A 16372-nucleotide genomic window follows, 5' to 3' on the forward strand; every position below is an offset into this window, starting at 1 on the left:
CCCGAGCCTCGATTTCTCGTCGTCCCGAGCCTTCGTACCTGAACGGATTGTCGTGCCCCGCCGTGAAGGACCGAAGAAGGACGGAGGGAGCCCGGCCGGCCCTCTTACCTCCGGGGCGCGCTCGTGGGGCGCTTCGGTCGGCGCTTCGTGAAGAGGTCCACGAAGCGCCGCGACTGCCAATCGTACGTCCTCACGGTGAACCGCTCGTCGTCGACGTGGGCCACGGCGAGCTCCGGCGCGCCCCCCTTCACCGCCCCAGGCTTCCACACATCGTAACCTTGCCAGACGTAGTGGGCTCGCGCGTGATGATGCCCGTGGAAGATGCCGAGGACCTCGCGGCCCGAGAGCAACCGCGCAAGGCGCGCCCGAGCCTCGGCGTCCGGGCGATCCTCGAGCCACGGCCCCGCGAGCGGACGATGAAAGAGCAACACGAGCGGCCGCTCGACCGGGGTCTTGGCCAGATCACGCTCGAGCGCGTCGAGCGCCGGCCCGTCGGGCGACTCGCCGAGGCCGACGAGGTGCACGTCGTCCCAGTCCCACGTGTATGCACCTCCACCGGGGTGGCGCTTCGCCACTTCGGCCGCGAGCCACGGGCCGTGCACCATGTCGTGATTGCCAACTACCTCGAATACGGGGAACGGAGATCCCGGTTTTTCACCGCGCCCGAGGCCATAGACATCGCAGAATGCCTCCCACTCGTAGGTATTGCCCCACTCGGTGAGATCGCCGGCGACCAGCAGCCCTCGAACGTGCCCCACGGCGGCGCCTCCCGGATAACGCATGCCTGGCAAGGTCGCGATCGACGCGACGAGCGCCCGGTTCTTCTCTTCGTTTCCGTCGAAGCCGAGGTGCGTATCGGAGACCACCGCGAACGTGACGTCGAGCGGCCCCGTGCGCGTGGGCGGTGCCGCCGTACCTCCTCCCGCCGGGGCGGGGGTCTCGGGTGCTGGTGAAGGGTCGCCGTGGCCGACTGGCTCCGGCTCCCGTCGCCGCGGAGCGCACGCGACGACGGTCGAAAGTACCAGCGCCCACAAGAGCCACGAGCGCCGGAGCGACCCGAGCACGCGACCAACCGAGAGGAGAGGAGCCGCTGCCATGGGATCCTTATCGCCTTCGAGGCGCCGATGTGACACGGCATGCCCGTGCGGACGCGTCCGTGGTCCGAAGACCACCATGTGCCGACCTGCGCCGCGAGCACAAGGAGCGCCCCACGAAAAATCGCCGGATCGGCCCCACGGACCGGTTTCGCCATTGGCACGTCGGGTGCAATCTGCGGCGTCATGAGGAGAGGAGCGCGCGCTGGCGCGGTCGGTCTTGGGAGCGCGGCGCTCATCGCCGCCCTCGCCCATTCGCAGCGGTGGATCCACGACGATGGCTTCATCAACCTGCGCATCGTGCAGAACGTGGTCGCGGGCCACGGCCCCGTGTTCAACGTGGGCGAGCGCGTCGAGGCCGGAACCAGCCCCTTGTGGCTCGGCCTCCTCTCGATCGTGCATGGCCTCGGGGCTCCGCTCGAGTGGGGTGCGGTCGTCGCGGGGATCACGTGCATGGCGCTCGCCGTCGCGCTGCTCGCGCTCCCGTCCAGCTTGGCCTCGGCTCGAACGCGCGCCCCCCTCGGATACTCGGTCCCGGTCGGGTTCTTGGTGTTCGCGTCGGTGCGCCCGGTGTGGGAGTACGCGTCGAGCGGCCTCGAAACGAGCCTCTCGTGCCTCTGGATCGCCGCGTCGTCGACCGCGCTCGTCGCCGTGCTCCGTCGCAGCGAGCCGAGCCGCGGCGCACGCACCGCTACGGCGTTCCTCTTCGGTCTCGGGCCCCTCGTGCGGCCCGACTATGCCATGTACTCTGCACTCTTTCTGACTCTCCTCGCATGGCACGGGAGGCGGCGAGGTGCACGCGCGAGCCTCGGGTATTTCGTGGTCGCCCTGGCGCTCCCTGCCGCCGTGCAGGTGCTGCGAATGGGCTACTTCGGCACGTTCGCCCCCAACACCGCTCTCGCGAAGGAGGCATTTCGTCTGAACTTCGGCCAGGGACGCTGTTACCTGAACAACTTCCTCGGGACCTACCGGCTCGGGATCCCGCTCGTCTCCGCGGCGTGGCTCGGCATCCGCCACGTCCGCGCCATTCGAAAGCGCTGCCCGGCCGCCGCGCTCGCCCTCACGGCCCCTCCGGTCGCCGCCACCCTGCACGCCGCCTACGTCGTCGCGATAGGTGGAGACTACATGCATGCACGGTTGCTCCTCCCGGACCTGCTTGCTTTTCTCGTCCCGGCGGCGCTCGTCGCGCTTCCCCGGCGCCTCTCGCTTCGGGATCCCAGACCTGCGGTCGCGGTCGGGATCGTGCTCCTTTGGGCGCCCACGTCGACGCTCGGTTTCCACGTGAGGACCGAGAATCAGTGCGGCATCGGCGACGAGCACGGCTGGTACGTGCGCGAGGCGCAGCGCAAGAACCCGGTGCTCGTCCACGAGTACGCGAGCCACCCTTTCTACAAGGATCGCGAGCCTGCGACCTCCGGAGAGGCCTTGCAGAAGGTCGTGGGAGGAGATCACCCGAGGCCGCTCGTGCCGTTCGAGGGCACACCGAAGGACCGTGCGCTGCTCGCGGGCGCGATAGGGATCGTCGGTCTCTCGCTCCCGTCGACCGTGCACGTCATCGACCGCCACGGCCTCGCCGAGCCCGTCGCGGCGCGCTTTCGCCTTGAGCGCCGCGGGCGACCCGGGCACGAAAAAGAGCTCTCGCCTCCGTGGGTCGTGGCTCGATACGCCGCCCCCGACCCATCCGACGAGAGCGACGTCCTCGCCGCTCGACGCGCCCTCTCGTGCGGTGCCCTCGCCGAGCTCGTCACGTCCGTCACGGCCCCGCTCACGGCGGCTCGCTTCGCCGAGAACCTCACACGAGCCCTCTCTCGACATACCCTCCGCTTCTCCGGCAACCCGTTCGTGGCCGCGGCCGAGCTGTGCGACGGCACGAGCCCGCGCCTCGATCTTCACGGCGGACCCGGCGGCGCACACCATCTGTGGATGTGCGCCGAAGGGCAGTCTCCCACGGGTCTGCGCGCACGCTTCGACGAGCACCACACGGCGTTCGTCTCGATCGCGCTCGCCTGCAGTCAGGGGAGCGTCGGGCGCACGTTCGGCGAGAAGAAGCACTTCGACGTCGAGCTCGAATGCCCCCGAGGCACCACCGTCCAGGGCTTCTACGGTCACGCCGACACCTGGGTGCACGAGCTCGGGCTCCTCTGCGGTAACGGCACGACGGCGATGAAGGTCACGCGAGCGGGCGCGAGCATCGGTACCCCGTTCGAGTCGACCTGCACCCACGGAGAGGCGCTCGGGCTCGCGGCGCGCGTGGGAGATCTCGTCGACGCCATGGGCACGGCGTGTCTGCCCGCTCGGCCTCCGCGCTCGTCCCGATGATCCTTACCGAGGATTCAGGCCCGTCGAATCCTGGCGGGGCGGGCCGCGCGCGCCTATAGACCTTCGGCATGTCCACGTCGTTCGCGCTCTCGCCCGAGCTCGTCGGGTACCTCGCCCAGGTGAACCCCGTCGAGCATCCGTCCCTCGAGGCCTGCCGCATCGAGACCGCGCGGCACCCCTACGTGCGCATGCAGGTGAGCCGCGAGCAGGCCGCCTTCATGGGCTTCTTGGTGCGCCTCACGGGTGCCAAACGAGCCGTGGAAGTAGGCGTATTCACTGGATATTCAGCCATCGCAACGGCGCTCGCGCTGAAGGACGTCGCAGGCGACGACGCCAAGCTCTACGCGCTCGACGTCTCGACCGAGTACACCGATCTGGCCAAACCCCACTTTCGTTCGGCCGGGGTCGACGGCATCGTCGATCTTCGGATCGGGCCGGCCTCCGAGGGCCTCGCGCGGCTCGCGACCGAGGGGCTCTCGGGCACCCTCGACATGGCGTTCGTCGACGCCGACAAGACGGGCTACCCCGACTACTACGAGAAGGTGCTCGGCCTCCTGCGCCACGGGGGGCTCGCGCTCTTCGACAACGTGCTCTGGAGCGGGAGGGTGGCCGACCCGAGCGACACCGATCCGGACACGGTCGCGCTCCGCAAGGTCGCCGAGATCGCCAAGGCCGATCCTCGTGTCGAGGCGGCGATGATCGCGGTGGGAGACGGTGTGCTCATGGTGCGCAAGCGGTAGCTCACACCTCGACGAACCCGAGACGCGTGTAAAGTGCACGCGCGGGGCTCTCCGGGTGCACGGCGAGCCTCACGGTGGGCTCGCTCATGGCGCCGAGCGCGGCGATCGTGCGCGCCGCGAGCCGCGAGCCCAGACCACGCCGCTGCGCGCGCGGATGCACGACGAGGTGCGCGAGCAGCGGGACACCTTCGAACCGCGTGACGAGGCTCGCGCCGACGAGGCCTTCGGCGTCCTCCGCGACGAAGCTCGCGGCCTCCACGAACGGACCGTAGGCCCCCCCCATCGTCCGCGCGATCTCGGCGCGCCCTTCGCCTTCGTCGTTCTCCTCTTGATCGGGTCCGCCGAGGTACGCGAGAAAGAGCACCTCGCCGAGCGCGGGGCCATCCGCCGGGAGGGCGCCACGGATCGTGTGGTGCGCCTCGCTCGGGGCGTCGGGGAGGGTGAGGTCGAGGGTCGACCGCGTCATGCGGACTCGCTTCATGAGGAGGTGCTATCCCATGGGTCGGAGGCCCTAGTCGAGCGCTCGCGGAGGCGACGACGGCTCGCCCGAGCCGAGGGCTCGCGACGAAGCGAGCGCCACCGTGAGGCCCGCGTGCCCGCCGAGCATGGCGCCGAGCCCCGCGCCGACGATCGCTCCGAGCCGCGCGAGCCCTGCGGGATCGATGTCTTCCGTAGCCGACGAAGACAGGGCGGCGGCCCCTTGGATCATGGCCCGAAGCGCCTCGTCGTCCGACACGACCAGCGCGACGACGCCCCCCGTAGAGACGAAGGGCACGAGCGCGACCAGCGAGGCGACCGCGAGCCATCCCGTCGCGAGCGTTCGCCCTTCGTGCAGCAGCGAGGCGCGAGCGACCACGAAGGCGGACGCGAGCGCCCCCACGAACGGCGCGAGGACGATGGCCGAAACGCCCATGAAGGGCGCATGTTTCGCCCCGAAATACCCGGCTCCCACGGCCCCCGGGAGCGTGCCCACGAGGCCGGTGAGCGCCGCCGCGAGCACCACGGTGAGCCCACGACGCACGAGCCCGTCGTGAGGCCGGAGCCCACGCGCCGTGGCGATCCCGAGGCACGCGCCGACGGCCACGGCGACGCCGATGCTCGCCCCGAGGGCCACGAAGAGCGAGCCCTCTTTGCCCCAATCCATCGCGATTTTCCCCGCGAACGCGAGGTAGTACGGCACCCCGGAGACGACGCTCGTGAGCCCTCCGAAAGCGCCACAAGCGGCCGACACCCGAACGGCGCGCGCTCCCCACGAGGGCCGATCGTCCGACGCGGGCTCCGTCGTCGCGGCGAACCCGAGCGGAGCGTCGTCGTCCTCGTCTCGGCCCATCGTGGGCGATTGTGCGCCGGGTGACGTGGATCCCGAAGCGCCGCGCGCGCCCCTAAGATTTCTTCGGACCTCCTTCGTCGTGATGGGCGCTCGGCGCGCGTGTGGGTACGCTCGCGGAATGGCACGCGTGCTCGTCCCCCTCCCCGATCGCGACTTCGACGTGACCGAGGTCGCCGTCCCATGGATGGTCCTCACGCGCGAGGGCCACGAGGTGGTGTTCGCCACGGAGCGAGGTGGGAGCCCGCCCGCGTGTGATCCGCTCCTCCTCACGGGGGTCGTCTTCGGAAAGCTCGGCGCCGAACCGGAGCCGAAGGCCTTCTACGAGAAGATGCAGGATACACGCGCCTTCCGCGAGCCGGTCGCGTGGGGCGGCGTCGACATCGGCACCTTCGATGGGCTCGTGCTCCCAGGCGGGCACGCGCCGGGCATGCGCCAGTACTTGGAGGCCGAAGCGCTCTTCGCCAAGGTGGCCGAGGCCTTCGAGAAGGGCATGCCCGTCGGCGCCATCTGCCACGGCACGGTGGTGCTGGCGCGCACGAAGGGCGCACGCGGGGCGAGCGTGCTCCACGGGAAGAAGAGCACGTCGCTCCCGAAGTACATGGAGCGGGCCGCCTACTTCTCGACGTTCTGGAAGCTCGGTCGGTACTACCGCACCTACCCCGAGTACGTGGAGGACGAGGTCACCCGAAACCTCGCGAGCCCGGCCGACTACCAAAGGGGGCCCTTCGAGCTGTCGGCGAGAGGCACGGACACGGACGACCGCCACGCCTTCGTCGTGGAGGACGGAAGCTACGTGTCCGCCCGCTGGCCGGGGGACGCGTACCTTTTTGCCAAGCGCTTCATGGCGCGCCTCTGACCAGATTTCAGGTACTTGGCGCGAACGTCGGTCGGTTCTCCGACCAGGTTTCAAGGGGTTACGCGCGGGGCAGGTCCGGCCACCCGATGGCACGGCTCACCTGACCCTCGGCCCGCGTTCGCTCATCTGAGCCAAACGGCCCCACGTGTGCCACCCTGAGCCGACTCACCCGATCCACCACTGAAATCATTCATCATTTCAGTGGCACGCGTTCTGCTTAGCTCTCCCCTCATGAACACCACGCTCCGCACGGCCTCGCTCGCTGCTCTCGTCGGTCTCGGCATGCTCGCGGAGGCCCGCCCGGCCGCCGCGTGTGCCGTGTTCACGCCCCCGGTGGCGCCCATCGTGACGGACCACCGCATGATCGTGTCGGTCGGCCGTGACGAGAGCACCCTCTACGACGAGGTGCGGTACCAGGGCTCCCCCGAGTCCTTCGCGTGGGTGCTCCCCATCTCCGGCGAGGCCAAGGTGGGCCTCTCGGCCGAGGTGCTCTTCTCCGCCCTCGACGCCCGCACCCGCGTCACGGTGCGCGCCCCCGACCCGAAGTGCCCGCCGCCGCCGCCGTCGTCCGCGAGCTGCCAAGGGCGCGCCGGGGCCTTCGGTACCCCGGGCGCGGCGAACGACGGCGTGACGGTGACGAAGCGCGAGGTCGTCGGCCCGTACGAGACGGTGCAGCTCCAGAGCAGCGATCCGAAGGCCCTCACCGATTGGCTCGGCAAGAACGGCTTCGTCGTGCCCGACGACGTGAAGCCGCTCGTCGCCACCTACGTCGCCGAGAAGCTCAACTTCCTCGCGATGAAGCTCGTGCCCGGACAGAACGTGAAGGCGATGCGCCCCATCCGCGTCACCACGAAGGGCTCCAACGTCACGGTGCCGCTCCGCAGCATCTCGGCGGGTACGGGCCCGTCGGTGAAGCTCGCGCTCTGGGTCGTCGGCCAAGGTCGCTACGAGCCCGTGAATTTCCCCACGTTCACGATCCCGAGCTCCGACCTCGTGTGGGATTGGACGGCGAACGCGTCGAACCGCGAAGCGCTCCGCAGCGAGAAGCTCGGTATCTCCAAGGGCCGTGGGTGGGAGCTCCACTCGAGCGTGGACCTCTCGCTCGAAGGCCTCCGCGAAGAGGTCTCGCAGCCGCGCCGCTACGAGCCGAACGACCCGAACGCTCCGAGCGACTACGCGGCGATCGAGGCCAAAGAAGGCGCTCCGGCGAAGTCGATCGCCGAGGTGAGGGACGAAGATCTCAAGGTGCTCGGGGGCTCGAGCGGCGGCGGCGTTCGTGTGACCTTCCTCCAGGCCGAGCTCCCGCGCGAGTCGCTCGGCTCGGACATGATCCTCGCGGCGTCGGCCGACCAGAGCCCGCTTCCAGCGGAGCGCACCGTCGCCAAGGAGATCGGCGAGCCGCAGTGCCCCGTCTACGGAGAGTGCGGCGAGATCGAACGGTACGTCCCGCGCTCCGAGGCCGAAGCCGCGGGCGGGAGCTCCCAGGCGGCCACCTCCGGATGCTCGACGACGAACGGCGGCACCTCGGGCTCGGGAGCGGGGTCGTTCGCCGCCGTGCTGGGCGTCGCGCTCGCGGTCGTTCGCGCGAGGGGCCGTCGCGCGCGGTAACGAAGACCACGCCGTCCGAAGGGAGAGGCTGCGGGCCCCGAGCTCGCGGCCTCTCTCGCTTTTCGAAGGAGCCGATCTGCGTCCACGAGCGCACACCCGCTTAGACCCACCGAATCGTCCCGAACAAGCGCCCTCAGCGTCCGTGCACTACATGAACGCACATCCAGCGGTTCACCCATATTGCGCCGATGGCTCAATCTGTGGTTGCCCGCTCGCCCCTCGAGCCGTACGCTCCGTCGCGGTCTCATTCAGGTCGAAGCGACGGAGTCGCGTTCGTACACGGAGAAGACCACCGGGGCCATCGACGGAGGGAAGGCCGCGAACCCGATACGGAGCCCGACGCCGGCTCGCCGAAAGGTCGGCCGCCTCGAACGGCCCCAGCGCCGAGCAGGTCCACGAAGAGAGGGGAAACGCATGAGTACGAACGACAACGGTAGATTCGCCGAAGCGCTCCAGACCGCCCTCGACGGCGCGGTCTTCAACTCGACCCTGCGCAAGAACGTGGGAGAAGGCGCGCTCGATTACGAGGTCTACCTGAAGACCGGCGAGCTCCTCTCGCTCCAGACCAAGCTCAGCGCGCTGAGCGCCCCGGACGAGCTCCTCTTCCAGATCGTGCACCAGACCCAAGAGCTCTGGATGAAGCAGCTCGGCTTCGACGCGGTCGTGCTCGTGCGCGCCATGGACGAGGGCAACCTCATGGGCGCGCTCGCCATGCTCCACCGCATGTTCGTCACGGTGCGCAGCCTGGCCGACCAGGTGCGCATCCTCCAGACCATGCCACCCGACGTGTTTCAGGTCGTGAGGCGCCAGCTCGGAAACGGGAGCGGCCTCGAGTCGCCGGGGTACAACCGCTTCCACGTGGCGGCCGACGCCATCCGCGCTGCGTTCTCGCGCTGGTGCGAGCGGCGCAGCACGAAGCTCGTCGACATCTACCTCGAATCCGAGAAGAACGCCGAAACTCACCGCCTCGCCGAGGCCCTCGTCGATCTCGACGAGGCGTTCCAGGTGTGGATGGTCGTGCACTACATGCTCGTGCGTCGAACCATCGGGGTGGCCAAGTCGGTCAAGGCGCTCGACGGCTTCCCCACCGTGCTGCTCGCGAGCCGCATGACCCGCCCGCTCTTCCCCGAGCTGTGGGACGTGCGCGTCGAAATGACCGAGGCGTGGAAGCGCGAGGGCGGGTATTCGCCCGGCGCGGAGCGTGAGGGCGAGGGCGCGTCACCTCCGGTCCACGCGTGCGCACACGCAGCGGCGCTCGGCTCGCAGGGGCCCTACGGCGGATCGCACTCCGGTCTCAGGCCCGCCGTCCGCGAGGGCGAAGGCGAAGGGCCCGCGTCGACTCGCTCGGGGACACGATGACCTTCGACGGCACGAAGCTCCGCGCCATCCGCGAGGAGTTTCCGGTCCTCGCGGGCTCCATCTACCTCAACACGAACTCGACGGGCGCCTTCCCGCGCGCGGCCGAGGAGGCGCTCGAGGGCTTCGGCGCGCTGCTCGGCTCGTGGCGCGACGAGCTCTGGAAAGAGCGCTTCTTCGGCGATCTCGCCGCCCACGCCGACGCCCTCGCCGAGCTCGTCGGCGGGGAGAAGGGCTCGGTCGTGACGGACGCGAACGTGGCCACGCTGCTCGGGCGCGTGGTCTCGTGTTTCGCCTTCGAGGATCGCCCGAAGCTCGTCACGACCACGCTCGATTTTCCGACGGCGCCCTTCCTCTTCCAGGGCTTCGCGCGGTACGGCGCCGAGCCCGTCGTCGTGCCGTCTCGGGACGGCGTCCGCGTCGACACGGAGGGCCTCCTACGCGCCGTCGACGAACGCACGCGCCTCGTGTGTATACCGCATGCAACTCCGGGCACGGGGGCCCTGGTCGATCTCGGCGCCGTCGTCGCGAGGGCGCGCGAGGTAGGCGCGCTCGTCGCGGTCGACGCGTTCGCCACCGTGGGCGCCGTCCCGATCGACGCACGCGCGCTCGACCTCGATTTCGTCCTGGGCGGCTCGCACAAGTTCTTGTGTGGCCTCGGCGCCGCGTTCCTCTACGTGAAGCCGAAGCTCCTCCCCGAGCTCCGCCCTGCCGTCACGGGCTGGATGGGCACCGAGGACCCTCTCGCCTTCGGAGACGCACTGACGCACGCCACGGGCACACGCCGCTTCCTCGCGGGGACGCCGAGCGTCATCGGGGCGCTCGTGTCCAGGCCCGGCCTCGCCATGGTCCGCGAGCTCGGGGTCGACGCGATCCGCGCGCGCTCCACGGCGCTCACCGGCCGCGTCATCGCCCGGGCCAAAGAGGCGAAGATCGACGTCAAAACCCCGGAGAGGCCGGAGGAGCGCGGCGCGATCGCGTGCCTCTCCTTCCCGGGAGACGCGGCGGTGCACAAGGAGCTCCTCGCCCGAAACATGGTGACGAGCTACCGCGGGCTCATCCGCGTCGCGCCGCACTTCTACACGACCGACGAAGAGCTCGAGACCTTCATGGATACGCTCGTCGAGCTCGCGCGAAAGGCCCGAGCATGAACGCGCGGAGCCTCCTCAGCCTGCTCTTCCATGGGAAAAAGGCCCTCGATCTCGTCGACGCGGCGAGGCGGATGGGCATCGTCGCGCGCCTCGATCGTGGGCCCGTCACGCTCGCCGAGCTGGCCCGCGAGACGGGTGCCATCGAGAAGCGCCTCTACAAGCTCATGGACGGCCTCGAGAGCCTCGGCCTCGTCGTGCGCACCCAGCCCGAGGACGCCATCGGCTCGGCCGTCTACTCCACGAAGGAGCCGCTCGGGCCCGCGGTCGACGCGGTCTTGGGAGAGGGCTCGATCGAGCGCGATCGCGACACCTACCCGTGGCAAGAGACGTTCGAGAAGATCCCCGAGATCGTGCGCGGAGAGCGCACCCCTCGAGGGTTCTCGTGGCCGCCCGCCACGGACGAAGAGCTCCGCGCCTTCGAGAAGAGCATGACCCAGGGCGCGCCGCCCATCGCGCTCGCCCTGCGCGACGCGGGAGATTGCCTCTTCCCGAAGCGCGACGCGCGCTGGCTCGACGTGGGGGGTGGCGATGGCTTCGTCGCGGAAGAGCTCCTCGCCGTGCACCCCGAGCTCCGCGCCGACGTGTACAACCTCGCCGCCGCCGAGCCGCTCGTGCGGGCGCGAAGCGAGAAGCTCGGCCACCGGAGGCTCGGGTTTTACCCGGGTAATTTCCTCGAGGAGCCGTTGCCTTCGGGCTACGACACCATCTCCTTCGTGCGTGTCCTCCACGACTGGCCGGCCGACATCGCGCGCACCCTGGTGACGAAGGCGTTCGACGCCCTCCCCTCGGGCGGCACGATCTTCGTCTGCGAAGAGTTCCGAAACGCCGAGCGCCTCGCGGTGCAGTTCTTCTGGACGTACTTCCTCGTCGGCTTCGACACGTGCGTGAGCCGCCTGCGCGAGCGCGAGTGGTACGAAGAGGCGTTCACGCGCGCCGGCTTCGTCGACGTGGCCTTCCGCCCCGGCGGGTTCGAGGTCGTCTTCGCGCGAAAGCCGTGAGCGGAGGCCGCCCCTCCCCCTCACGTTCGTGTGACACCGGCGCGCGCCCTCGCGCCTACCCACGCCTTCGTTCGTTCTGTTTCGTGGAAAGGACTCCTCGATGATCCCCCGGATATTGGTGCTCGACGACAACGCGATGACCCTCGAGATCACGAAGGACGCCCTCGAGAACGAGGGCTTCGTGGTCGACACCGCGCTCACGCTCGGCGAGTTCGAGTCGCTGCGCGACGCGCGCCCGAGCCCCGATCTCTTCCTCGTCGACGTGCAGATGCCGGAGATGGAGGGCGACGAGGTCGTCTCGCTCCTGCGCAGGAAACACGAGGTGGCCGTGCCCATTCTGCTCGTCTCGTCCCTCCCCGACGGGGACCTCGAGCAGCGCACCTCCACGTCGCTCGCGACGGGCTTCGTCTCGAAGGCCGCTGGCGTCGACGCGCTCGTCGCGATGGTGCGCCACCTCATGGCCGACTACGAGCCCCACGAGGGCTGACAGGTCTGCCTCGCCGCGTGTACGTCGCCGAGGCAGGGGGACGGGCTGTCGCTGCCCCCACCTCCACCCTCGAGGGCGAGGTCCACGGCATGCTCGGTGAGCGCCCCGACGTCGAGTGCGCCCTGTCGATCTTCGGGCGGGCCATGCACGAAGACCTGCGCGCGATCGAGATGCGCCGCGCGCCACCTGCTGAGCCTCCTCGACCGCCCGCCGCAGCGCTACCTTCACCTGAAGATGAGCGTCGTGCGGCGCTCCGCTCTCTCGAGTCAAAAAACGGCGGCTCCGCGGCGCGCGCGAATGCGCGAAGAGGACCCGCTCCGCGATTGGAAGGGGGGCTCGAGCGAGGCCCCCTCGTCCACGAGCGGATGCGAGGCGCGCCCTCCCAAATAGGTCTAACACGATGATATCAAACAGTATTTTTGCTTACATCGGCGATTCGATGAGGGAACCTGCATTTCGATAAATGCTCGTTTTTGGTGATAATTTTGGATACATCGTGGAGACGCATCGAAATTTCGATATATTCATCGGAGGTTCGATGCGCTCTTCTTCCCCGAGCTTGAACACCGCACGTCAGAACATTCGCCATGCCCTGCGTGAGCTTCGAATCTCGCGTGGGCTCTCCCAGGCAGACCTCGCCCGGCGCCTGGGGATGTCGCAGAGCCGCCTAAGTGAGGTCGAGCGCGGCGCGGGATCGTTCACGGCCGAGCAGCTCGTCGAGGCGCTTCGCACGTTCAACGTTCCGCTCGATCACATCATCCCCGGCGGCGCCGTGGAGGACCAGCTCCAGAGCACCCTCGTCCGGTTCGGGGCGCTCCACCTCCACGCCCCCGAAGGCACGCTCCCGAGCGAGCGCCTCGGCCGCCTCGCGACGGCCCTCCGCGAGACGTTGGTCACCACGAAGTCGCCCCGCCTGCTCGCGGCGCTCGCCCCCGTGCTCGCCCGAAACGTGGACACGATCGACCTCGGCGAGCTCCAGCTCGAGATGCGGAGGCTCGGGCGCGAGGCGAGGCTCGGATGGGCCCTCGAGAGCACGCTCGCGGCACTCGGCGCCGAGCTCGAGGCCCCCCTCCCGCTCGACTGGGCCAAGCTCTATCGGCGCGCGAAGGCGGTCCTCGGGCCCGCCGTGGCGCACCTCGAACGCACCCGGCGCGCCGACGCCCCACCCGACGTCCTCGACGCCTCGATTCGAAGCCAGAAGACGATCGACACGATCCGAGCGCACGCCGACACCATCGCCGCGCGCTGGGGCATCGTGACCACGATGACGACGGAAGACTTCCAAAGGGCCCTGCGAGACGCCCGTGAGTGAGGCCTTCTTTCGCGACCTCGACACGGCATGGAGCCTCCCCGAGCGCGCCACGCTCTGCCTCATCGGCGGCACCGCGCTGCGCCTCGGCCACGCCCACACGCGCGTGACGAACGACGCGGACATCCTCGAGACCGCCGAGCTCTCGCCGGCGATCCGGGGTGAGCTCCTACGGCTCGCGGCGAGGGGCACCCCGCTCGCGCGCCGGCACAATCTCTACGTGGAGGTCATCGCCCCCGGCCTCCCGTTCCTCCCCCGGGCTCCCCGCTACCACGCGGTGGCCTTCACGCCCCCGCTGGCGAAGCTCGCGCTGCTCACCCTCGACGCCACGGACGTCGCCGTCTCGAAGCTCAAGCGCTTCCACGCGAACGATCGGAGCGACATCGAGGCGATGGTCGACGCGGGGCACGTGGTCCATGCCGACCTCGTCGAGCGCTTCCGCTCCGCCGTGGACGGGTGGCTCGGGAGCGCCTACGAGGATGACCTCCCTCGTTGCGTTCGCAACTTGCACGCGGTGGAACGGGACATCTTCACCGTCGCCGAGTCCGCCGTCGAGCTCCCGAGCTACCTCGACGAGGCCTGACCTAGAGGGGCGTAGAGCTCACTCCCTCGAGGCGCTCCCAGCGAGCGATGGCGAGGACGTTCGGGGCGATGTCATGGTCTTCGTCGGCAACCCATGCATGATACAAATCTACTCGGGCAGGGTGCGCAAGGTCGCCCCGATGGGCCCGTGGATCAACGTGCTCGATCCTGGCTTCGACCTCCACGTGCGCGAGGGCGCCGCGACCTCGGCGTTCGTCGTCAGGAAGGCCACCTCGGACGGCGTCGTCACCTCCCTCGAGCTCTACACCCCGGACGGCGAGACGCTCGTCTACGTCGTCGGGAAGCGAAAGGGAGGGATGCCCGAGAACGAAGGGTGGCGAGCCACGCTCGAGGCCGCGAGGACCGCCGTTTCGTCCTGACCATCACGGCAAGAGCCCGGGCCCCTCGGCCTTCTTCGGCCCCGCGAGGAACGGCCGCGCCTGCACGACGAAGACCTCCTCGCCGCGGAAGAGCCACTCGATGTCGAGCGGCTGGTCTTTGGGGAACGTCGTCTTGATACGGAGCGCCGCGGCCGCGAGCCTCTCGACGCGCGCCGTGGTCAAGATGGGTTTGCCCTTCTCGGGCGTCGGGACCTCCCTCACGCCGCCCTTCGGGTCGAAGACGAGCATCGCGTCCTCGTCCGAGCGCGACACGACGCGCACGGCGCGGTTGTGCGTGTTGTAGAGGATGATCTCGGGCACCTTCTTCCCATCGACTACCCGAATGCCGAGGCCACTCTTCGCGTTGATCGTGAAGGTGCGCGTGTCGTCCGCGTTCGTCGGGTGGGCCGTGACGAGCACCCCCGCGGCGGTCGCGTCGATGCCGATCTGAACGAGCACCGCGCCGAGCACCGCCGCGTGGTCGATGCCATAGAGCTCACGTTCATCGTACGCCGCGAAGTTCCATACACTCGCCCACACGCGCTTGATCGCCTCGATCACCGCCGCGTCGCCGCGCACGTTGGGCACCGTGTCGTAGAGCCCGGCACCCGAAAATCCGGGCAAGTCCTCGGCGTTCGTGGACGACCGCACGAACACACGGGGCGGCTCGAGGCCCGCGTCGGAGACGCCCGCGTCGGGGCTCCCTTTGGCGCCGAGGGCCTCGAGGCTCGCCTTCACCGACGCGGCGAACGCCGGAGCCACGGGCGACGCCACGATGGCCGCGCGGAGCTCCGCGAGCTTCTTTTTGCGCGATTCCGGGCTCTTCCGAAAGTCCGGGTCGGCGAGCATGGCCGTGATGCGCGCGTCGAGCCCCGCGGCCTTGAGGTGCTCGGCGTAGTGCACGACAGGCACGCCGAAGCCCGCGGGCACCGTGAACCCTTGGAGCTTGGCCGACACGATTCGCCCGAGGTTCGCCGTCTTCGCGCCGTAGATCGGAGCGTCCCCCGCGCCGATCGCGTCGAGCGTTCGGAGCTCTCGTACGGCGAGGTTCGCCGCGGGCACCTTGATCGCCGTCTTCGCCTTCTCGTCCTTCCGACGCGCCTCTTCACGGTCCACCTCGGCCTTCGTCGCGGCGCGGATCGCCGCCGACGTCGACGTGGCCTCGAGCACGACCATCTTGCCGTCGAGCGCAGCGTACGTCGTCGCCGCGCCACGGAGGCCGACGTTCGGGATGTCCCACGCGGCGGCGCGTAGGTTCACGTGCGACAGGGGCGTCGAGAAGGTCTGCGACACGATGCCCGCGACGCGCGTGATGTCCGTGAGCGGCTCGGGCAAAATCACGATCTCGCCCGGGTCGAACACGAGGTCTTCGGCCTTCGCCCCCGCCGGCACGAGCCGCAGCTTTCCCACCGCGCGCCCCCCCGAAACGGTTGGTACTCGCCCGCCTTGTAGAGCACGTCGTTCGTGAGCACGGGGATCTCGGGGACGCTCTTGGCGACGGCCTCTTGTTCGTCCGACGCGGGCCGAAACGCGAGCTTGTCGGCGAGGTAGAACGTGGCCTTGGCCCGGGCGAACGCCTGCTTGAGGTGCGCCGCCTGCGCCTTGTCGCCGTCCCAGAAGGCGAGGGTCCACTTGTCCTCGCGGAGGTGGTGCACCACGTAGAGCATGAGGAACGCGGGCTTCACTTTGCCGTAGTTCTTGTCGATCTCTCGCTGCGCCTCGGGGGTGCGCGGGGTGCGCAAAATCTCGGCGAAGATGAAGTCTTTGTGCATCGGGTAGAGCTCGGGGTCCACGTAGAACGTGTCGCCCGAGGCGATGGCCACGACGAGCTTCGCGAAGCGCTCGTTGCCGACCTTCTTGGAGTACGCGAGGAAGGCCGCCTCGTCGCCGAGCTTGGGGACCCATGTAGGTCTTCCGCGCGCGGCGGCGTCCGAGGCGGTCGTCGTCTCGGCAGGTGGCTCCAAGGCGCTCGCGTCGGTAGGCGACGCGGTCACGTGGGGGGTCGCGTCCTCCACGGCGGGCGCGCCCTTCGGGCAGGCGGGGAGCCACACGAGAGACGTCACGAGGCAAAGCCACGAGGTGCGAGACATGCGCCCAGCGTACGCCGCGCAGGACGAAACGATTCCCATGTTCGCGCGCCTCGGCTCTGCGGCGGAGAAGTG

General features: G+C 69.4%; 15 protein-coding genes. 10 read left to right on the top strand and 5 right to left on the bottom strand.

The genetic code is table 11. The features are described 5' to 3' along the window. Positions 1-104: 104 nt before the first annotated feature. Positions 105-1097 (bottom strand): metallophosphoesterase, encoded by a 993-nt coding sequence (locus tag IPK71_03430; protein ID MBK8212777.1) that lies wholly within the window; start codon positions 1095-1097, stop codon positions 105-107. Between the two features lie 183 nt (positions 1098-1280). On the opposite strand from IPK71_03430, the gene IPK71_03435 reads away from it, so the two are divergent. After that, complete coding sequence (locus IPK71_03435) at positions 1281-3413, top strand: hypothetical protein (GenBank protein ID MBK8212778.1); 2133 nt, start codon at positions 1281-1283, stop codon at positions 3411-3413. A 68-nt stretch (positions 3414-3481) separates the two neighbouring features. After that, positions 3482-4153, top strand: coding sequence for a class I SAM-dependent methyltransferase (locus tag IPK71_03440; protein MBK8212779.1), 672 nt, complete (start codon positions 3482-3484; stop codon positions 4151-4153). Position 4154: 1 nt separating this feature from the next. Here IPK71_03440 and IPK71_03445 read toward each other — a convergent pair whose 3' ends face one another. Further along, positions 4155-4634 (bottom strand): GNAT family N-acetyltransferase, encoded by a 480-nt coding sequence (locus IPK71_03445; protein MBK8212780.1) that lies wholly within the window; start codon positions 4632-4634, stop codon positions 4155-4157. A gap of 30 nt (positions 4635-4664) precedes the next feature. Further along, a complete protein-coding gene (locus IPK71_03450) occupies positions 4665-5483 on the bottom strand; it encodes a hypothetical protein (protein ID MBK8212781.1) in 819 nt (272 codons plus the stop codon). 118 nt (positions 5484-5601) lie between these two features. Here IPK71_03450 and IPK71_03455 point away from each other — a divergent pair, with 118 nt between their 5' ends. From IPK71_03455 to IPK71_03490, 8 genes are all read left to right on the top strand, one after another. Further along, positions 5602-6339, top strand: coding sequence for a DJ-1/PfpI family protein (locus IPK71_03455; GenBank protein MBK8212782.1), 738 nt, complete (start codon positions 5602-5604; stop codon positions 6337-6339). 231 nt (positions 6340-6570) lie between these two features. After that, positions 6571-7947, top strand: a complete 1377-nt coding sequence (locus tag IPK71_03460) for a DUF2330 domain-containing protein (protein MBK8212783.1) — start codon at positions 6571-6573, stop codon at positions 7945-7947. A 414-nt stretch (positions 7948-8361) separates the two neighbouring features. Further along, positions 8362-9306 (top strand): tryptophan 2,3-dioxygenase, encoded by a 945-nt coding sequence (locus IPK71_03465; GenBank protein ID MBK8212784.1) that lies wholly within the window; start codon positions 8362-8364, stop codon positions 9304-9306. Then, a complete protein-coding gene (locus IPK71_03470) occupies positions 9303-10454 on the top strand; it encodes an aminotransferase class V-fold PLP-dependent enzyme (GenBank protein ID MBK8212785.1) in 1152 nt (383 codons plus the stop codon). The genes IPK71_03465 and IPK71_03470 overlap by 4 nt, the downstream gene beginning before the upstream one ends. Next, a complete protein-coding gene (locus IPK71_03475) occupies positions 10451-11452 on the top strand; it encodes a methyltransferase domain-containing protein (GenBank protein MBK8212786.1) in 1002 nt (333 codons plus the stop codon). The genes IPK71_03470 and IPK71_03475 overlap by 4 nt, the downstream gene beginning before the upstream one ends. A 100-nt stretch (positions 11453-11552) precedes the next feature. After that, entirely contained in the window at positions 11553-11939 is a 387-nt protein-coding gene (locus tag IPK71_03480) for a response regulator transcription factor (GenBank protein MBK8212787.1), read from the top strand. Positions 11940-12477: 538 nt separating this feature from the next. Next, entirely contained in the window at positions 12478-13251 is a 774-nt protein-coding gene (locus IPK71_03485) for a helix-turn-helix transcriptional regulator (protein ID MBK8212788.1), read from the top strand. Positions 13252-13664: 413 nt separating this feature from the next. Next, on the top strand, positions 13665-14210 hold the full coding sequence (locus IPK71_03490) for a hypothetical protein (GenBank protein MBK8212789.1): 546 nt from the start codon (positions 13665-13667) through the stop codon (positions 14208-14210). A 3-nt stretch (positions 14211-14213) separates the two neighbouring features. Here IPK71_03490 and IPK71_03495 read toward each other — a convergent pair whose 3' ends face one another. Together IPK71_03495 and IPK71_03500 are read right to left on the bottom strand one after the other, a co-directional pair. After that, the gene (locus tag IPK71_03495) at positions 14214-15602 is read right to left on the bottom strand and encodes a PEP/pyruvate-binding domain-containing protein (GenBank protein MBK8212790.1); all 1389 of its coding nucleotides are present in this window, start codon (positions 15600-15602) and stop codon (positions 14214-14216) included. Then, positions 15548-16300 carry a hypothetical protein gene (locus IPK71_03500; protein ID MBK8212791.1) on the bottom strand — a complete coding sequence of 251 codons (753 nt, stop codon included), beginning with the start codon at positions 16298-16300 and terminating at the stop codon, positions 15548-15550. Before IPK71_03500 ends, IPK71_03495 begins: the two co-directional genes overlap by 55 nt. Between the last annotated feature and the right edge of the window lie 72 nt (positions 16301-16372).

The sequence above is a fragment of the Myxococcales bacterium genome (genome assembly GCA_016712525.1).
Taxonomy (GTDB): domain Bacteria; phylum Myxococcota_A; class Polyangia; order Polyangiales; family Polyangiaceae; genus JAAFHV01.

Bases quoted from the DNA above. Each gene is read 5' to 3' on its own strand.
- IPK71_03430 (MBK8212777.1), bottom strand. From the start codon at position 1,097: ATGGCAGCGGCTCCTCTCCTCTCGGTTGGTCGCGTGCTCGGGTCGCTC.
- IPK71_03435 (MBK8212778.1), top strand. From the start codon at position 1,281: ATGAGGAGAGGAGCGCGCGCTGGCGCGGTCGGTCTTGGGAGCGCGGCG.
- IPK71_03440 (MBK8212779.1), top strand. From the start codon at position 3,482: ATGTCCACGTCGTTCGCGCTCTCGCCCGAGCTCGTCGGGTACCTCGCC.
- IPK71_03445 (MBK8212780.1), bottom strand. From the start codon at position 4,634: ATGAAGCGAGTCCGCATGACGCGGTCGACCCTCGACCTCACCCTCCCC.
- IPK71_03450 (MBK8212781.1), bottom strand. From the start codon at position 5,483: ATGGGCCGAGACGAGGACGACGACGCTCCGCTCGGGTTCGCCGCGACG.
- IPK71_03455 (MBK8212782.1), top strand. From the start codon at position 5,602: ATGGCACGCGTGCTCGTCCCCCTCCCCGATCGCGACTTCGACGTGACC.
- IPK71_03460 (MBK8212783.1), top strand. From the start codon at position 6,571: ATGAACACCACGCTCCGCACGGCCTCGCTCGCTGCTCTCGTCGGTCTC.
- IPK71_03465 (MBK8212784.1), top strand. From the start codon at position 8,362: ATGAGTACGAACGACAACGGTAGATTCGCCGAAGCGCTCCAGACCGCC.
- IPK71_03470 (MBK8212785.1), top strand. From the start codon at position 9,303: ATGACCTTCGACGGCACGAAGCTCCGCGCCATCCGCGAGGAGTTTCCG.
- IPK71_03475 (MBK8212786.1), top strand. From the start codon at position 10,451: ATGAACGCGCGGAGCCTCCTCAGCCTGCTCTTCCATGGGAAAAAGGCC.
- IPK71_03480 (MBK8212787.1), top strand. From the start codon at position 11,553: ATGATCCCCCGGATATTGGTGCTCGACGACAACGCGATGACCCTCGAG.
- IPK71_03485 (MBK8212788.1), top strand. From the start codon at position 12,478: ATGCGCTCTTCTTCCCCGAGCTTGAACACCGCACGTCAGAACATTCGC.
- IPK71_03490 (MBK8212789.1), top strand. From the start codon at position 13,665: ATGCCGACCTCGTCGAGCGCTTCCGCTCCGCCGTGGACGGGTGGCTCG.
- IPK71_03500 (MBK8212791.1), bottom strand. From the start codon at position 16,300: ATGTCTCGCACCTCGTGGCTTTGCCTCGTGACGTCTCTCGTGTGGCTC.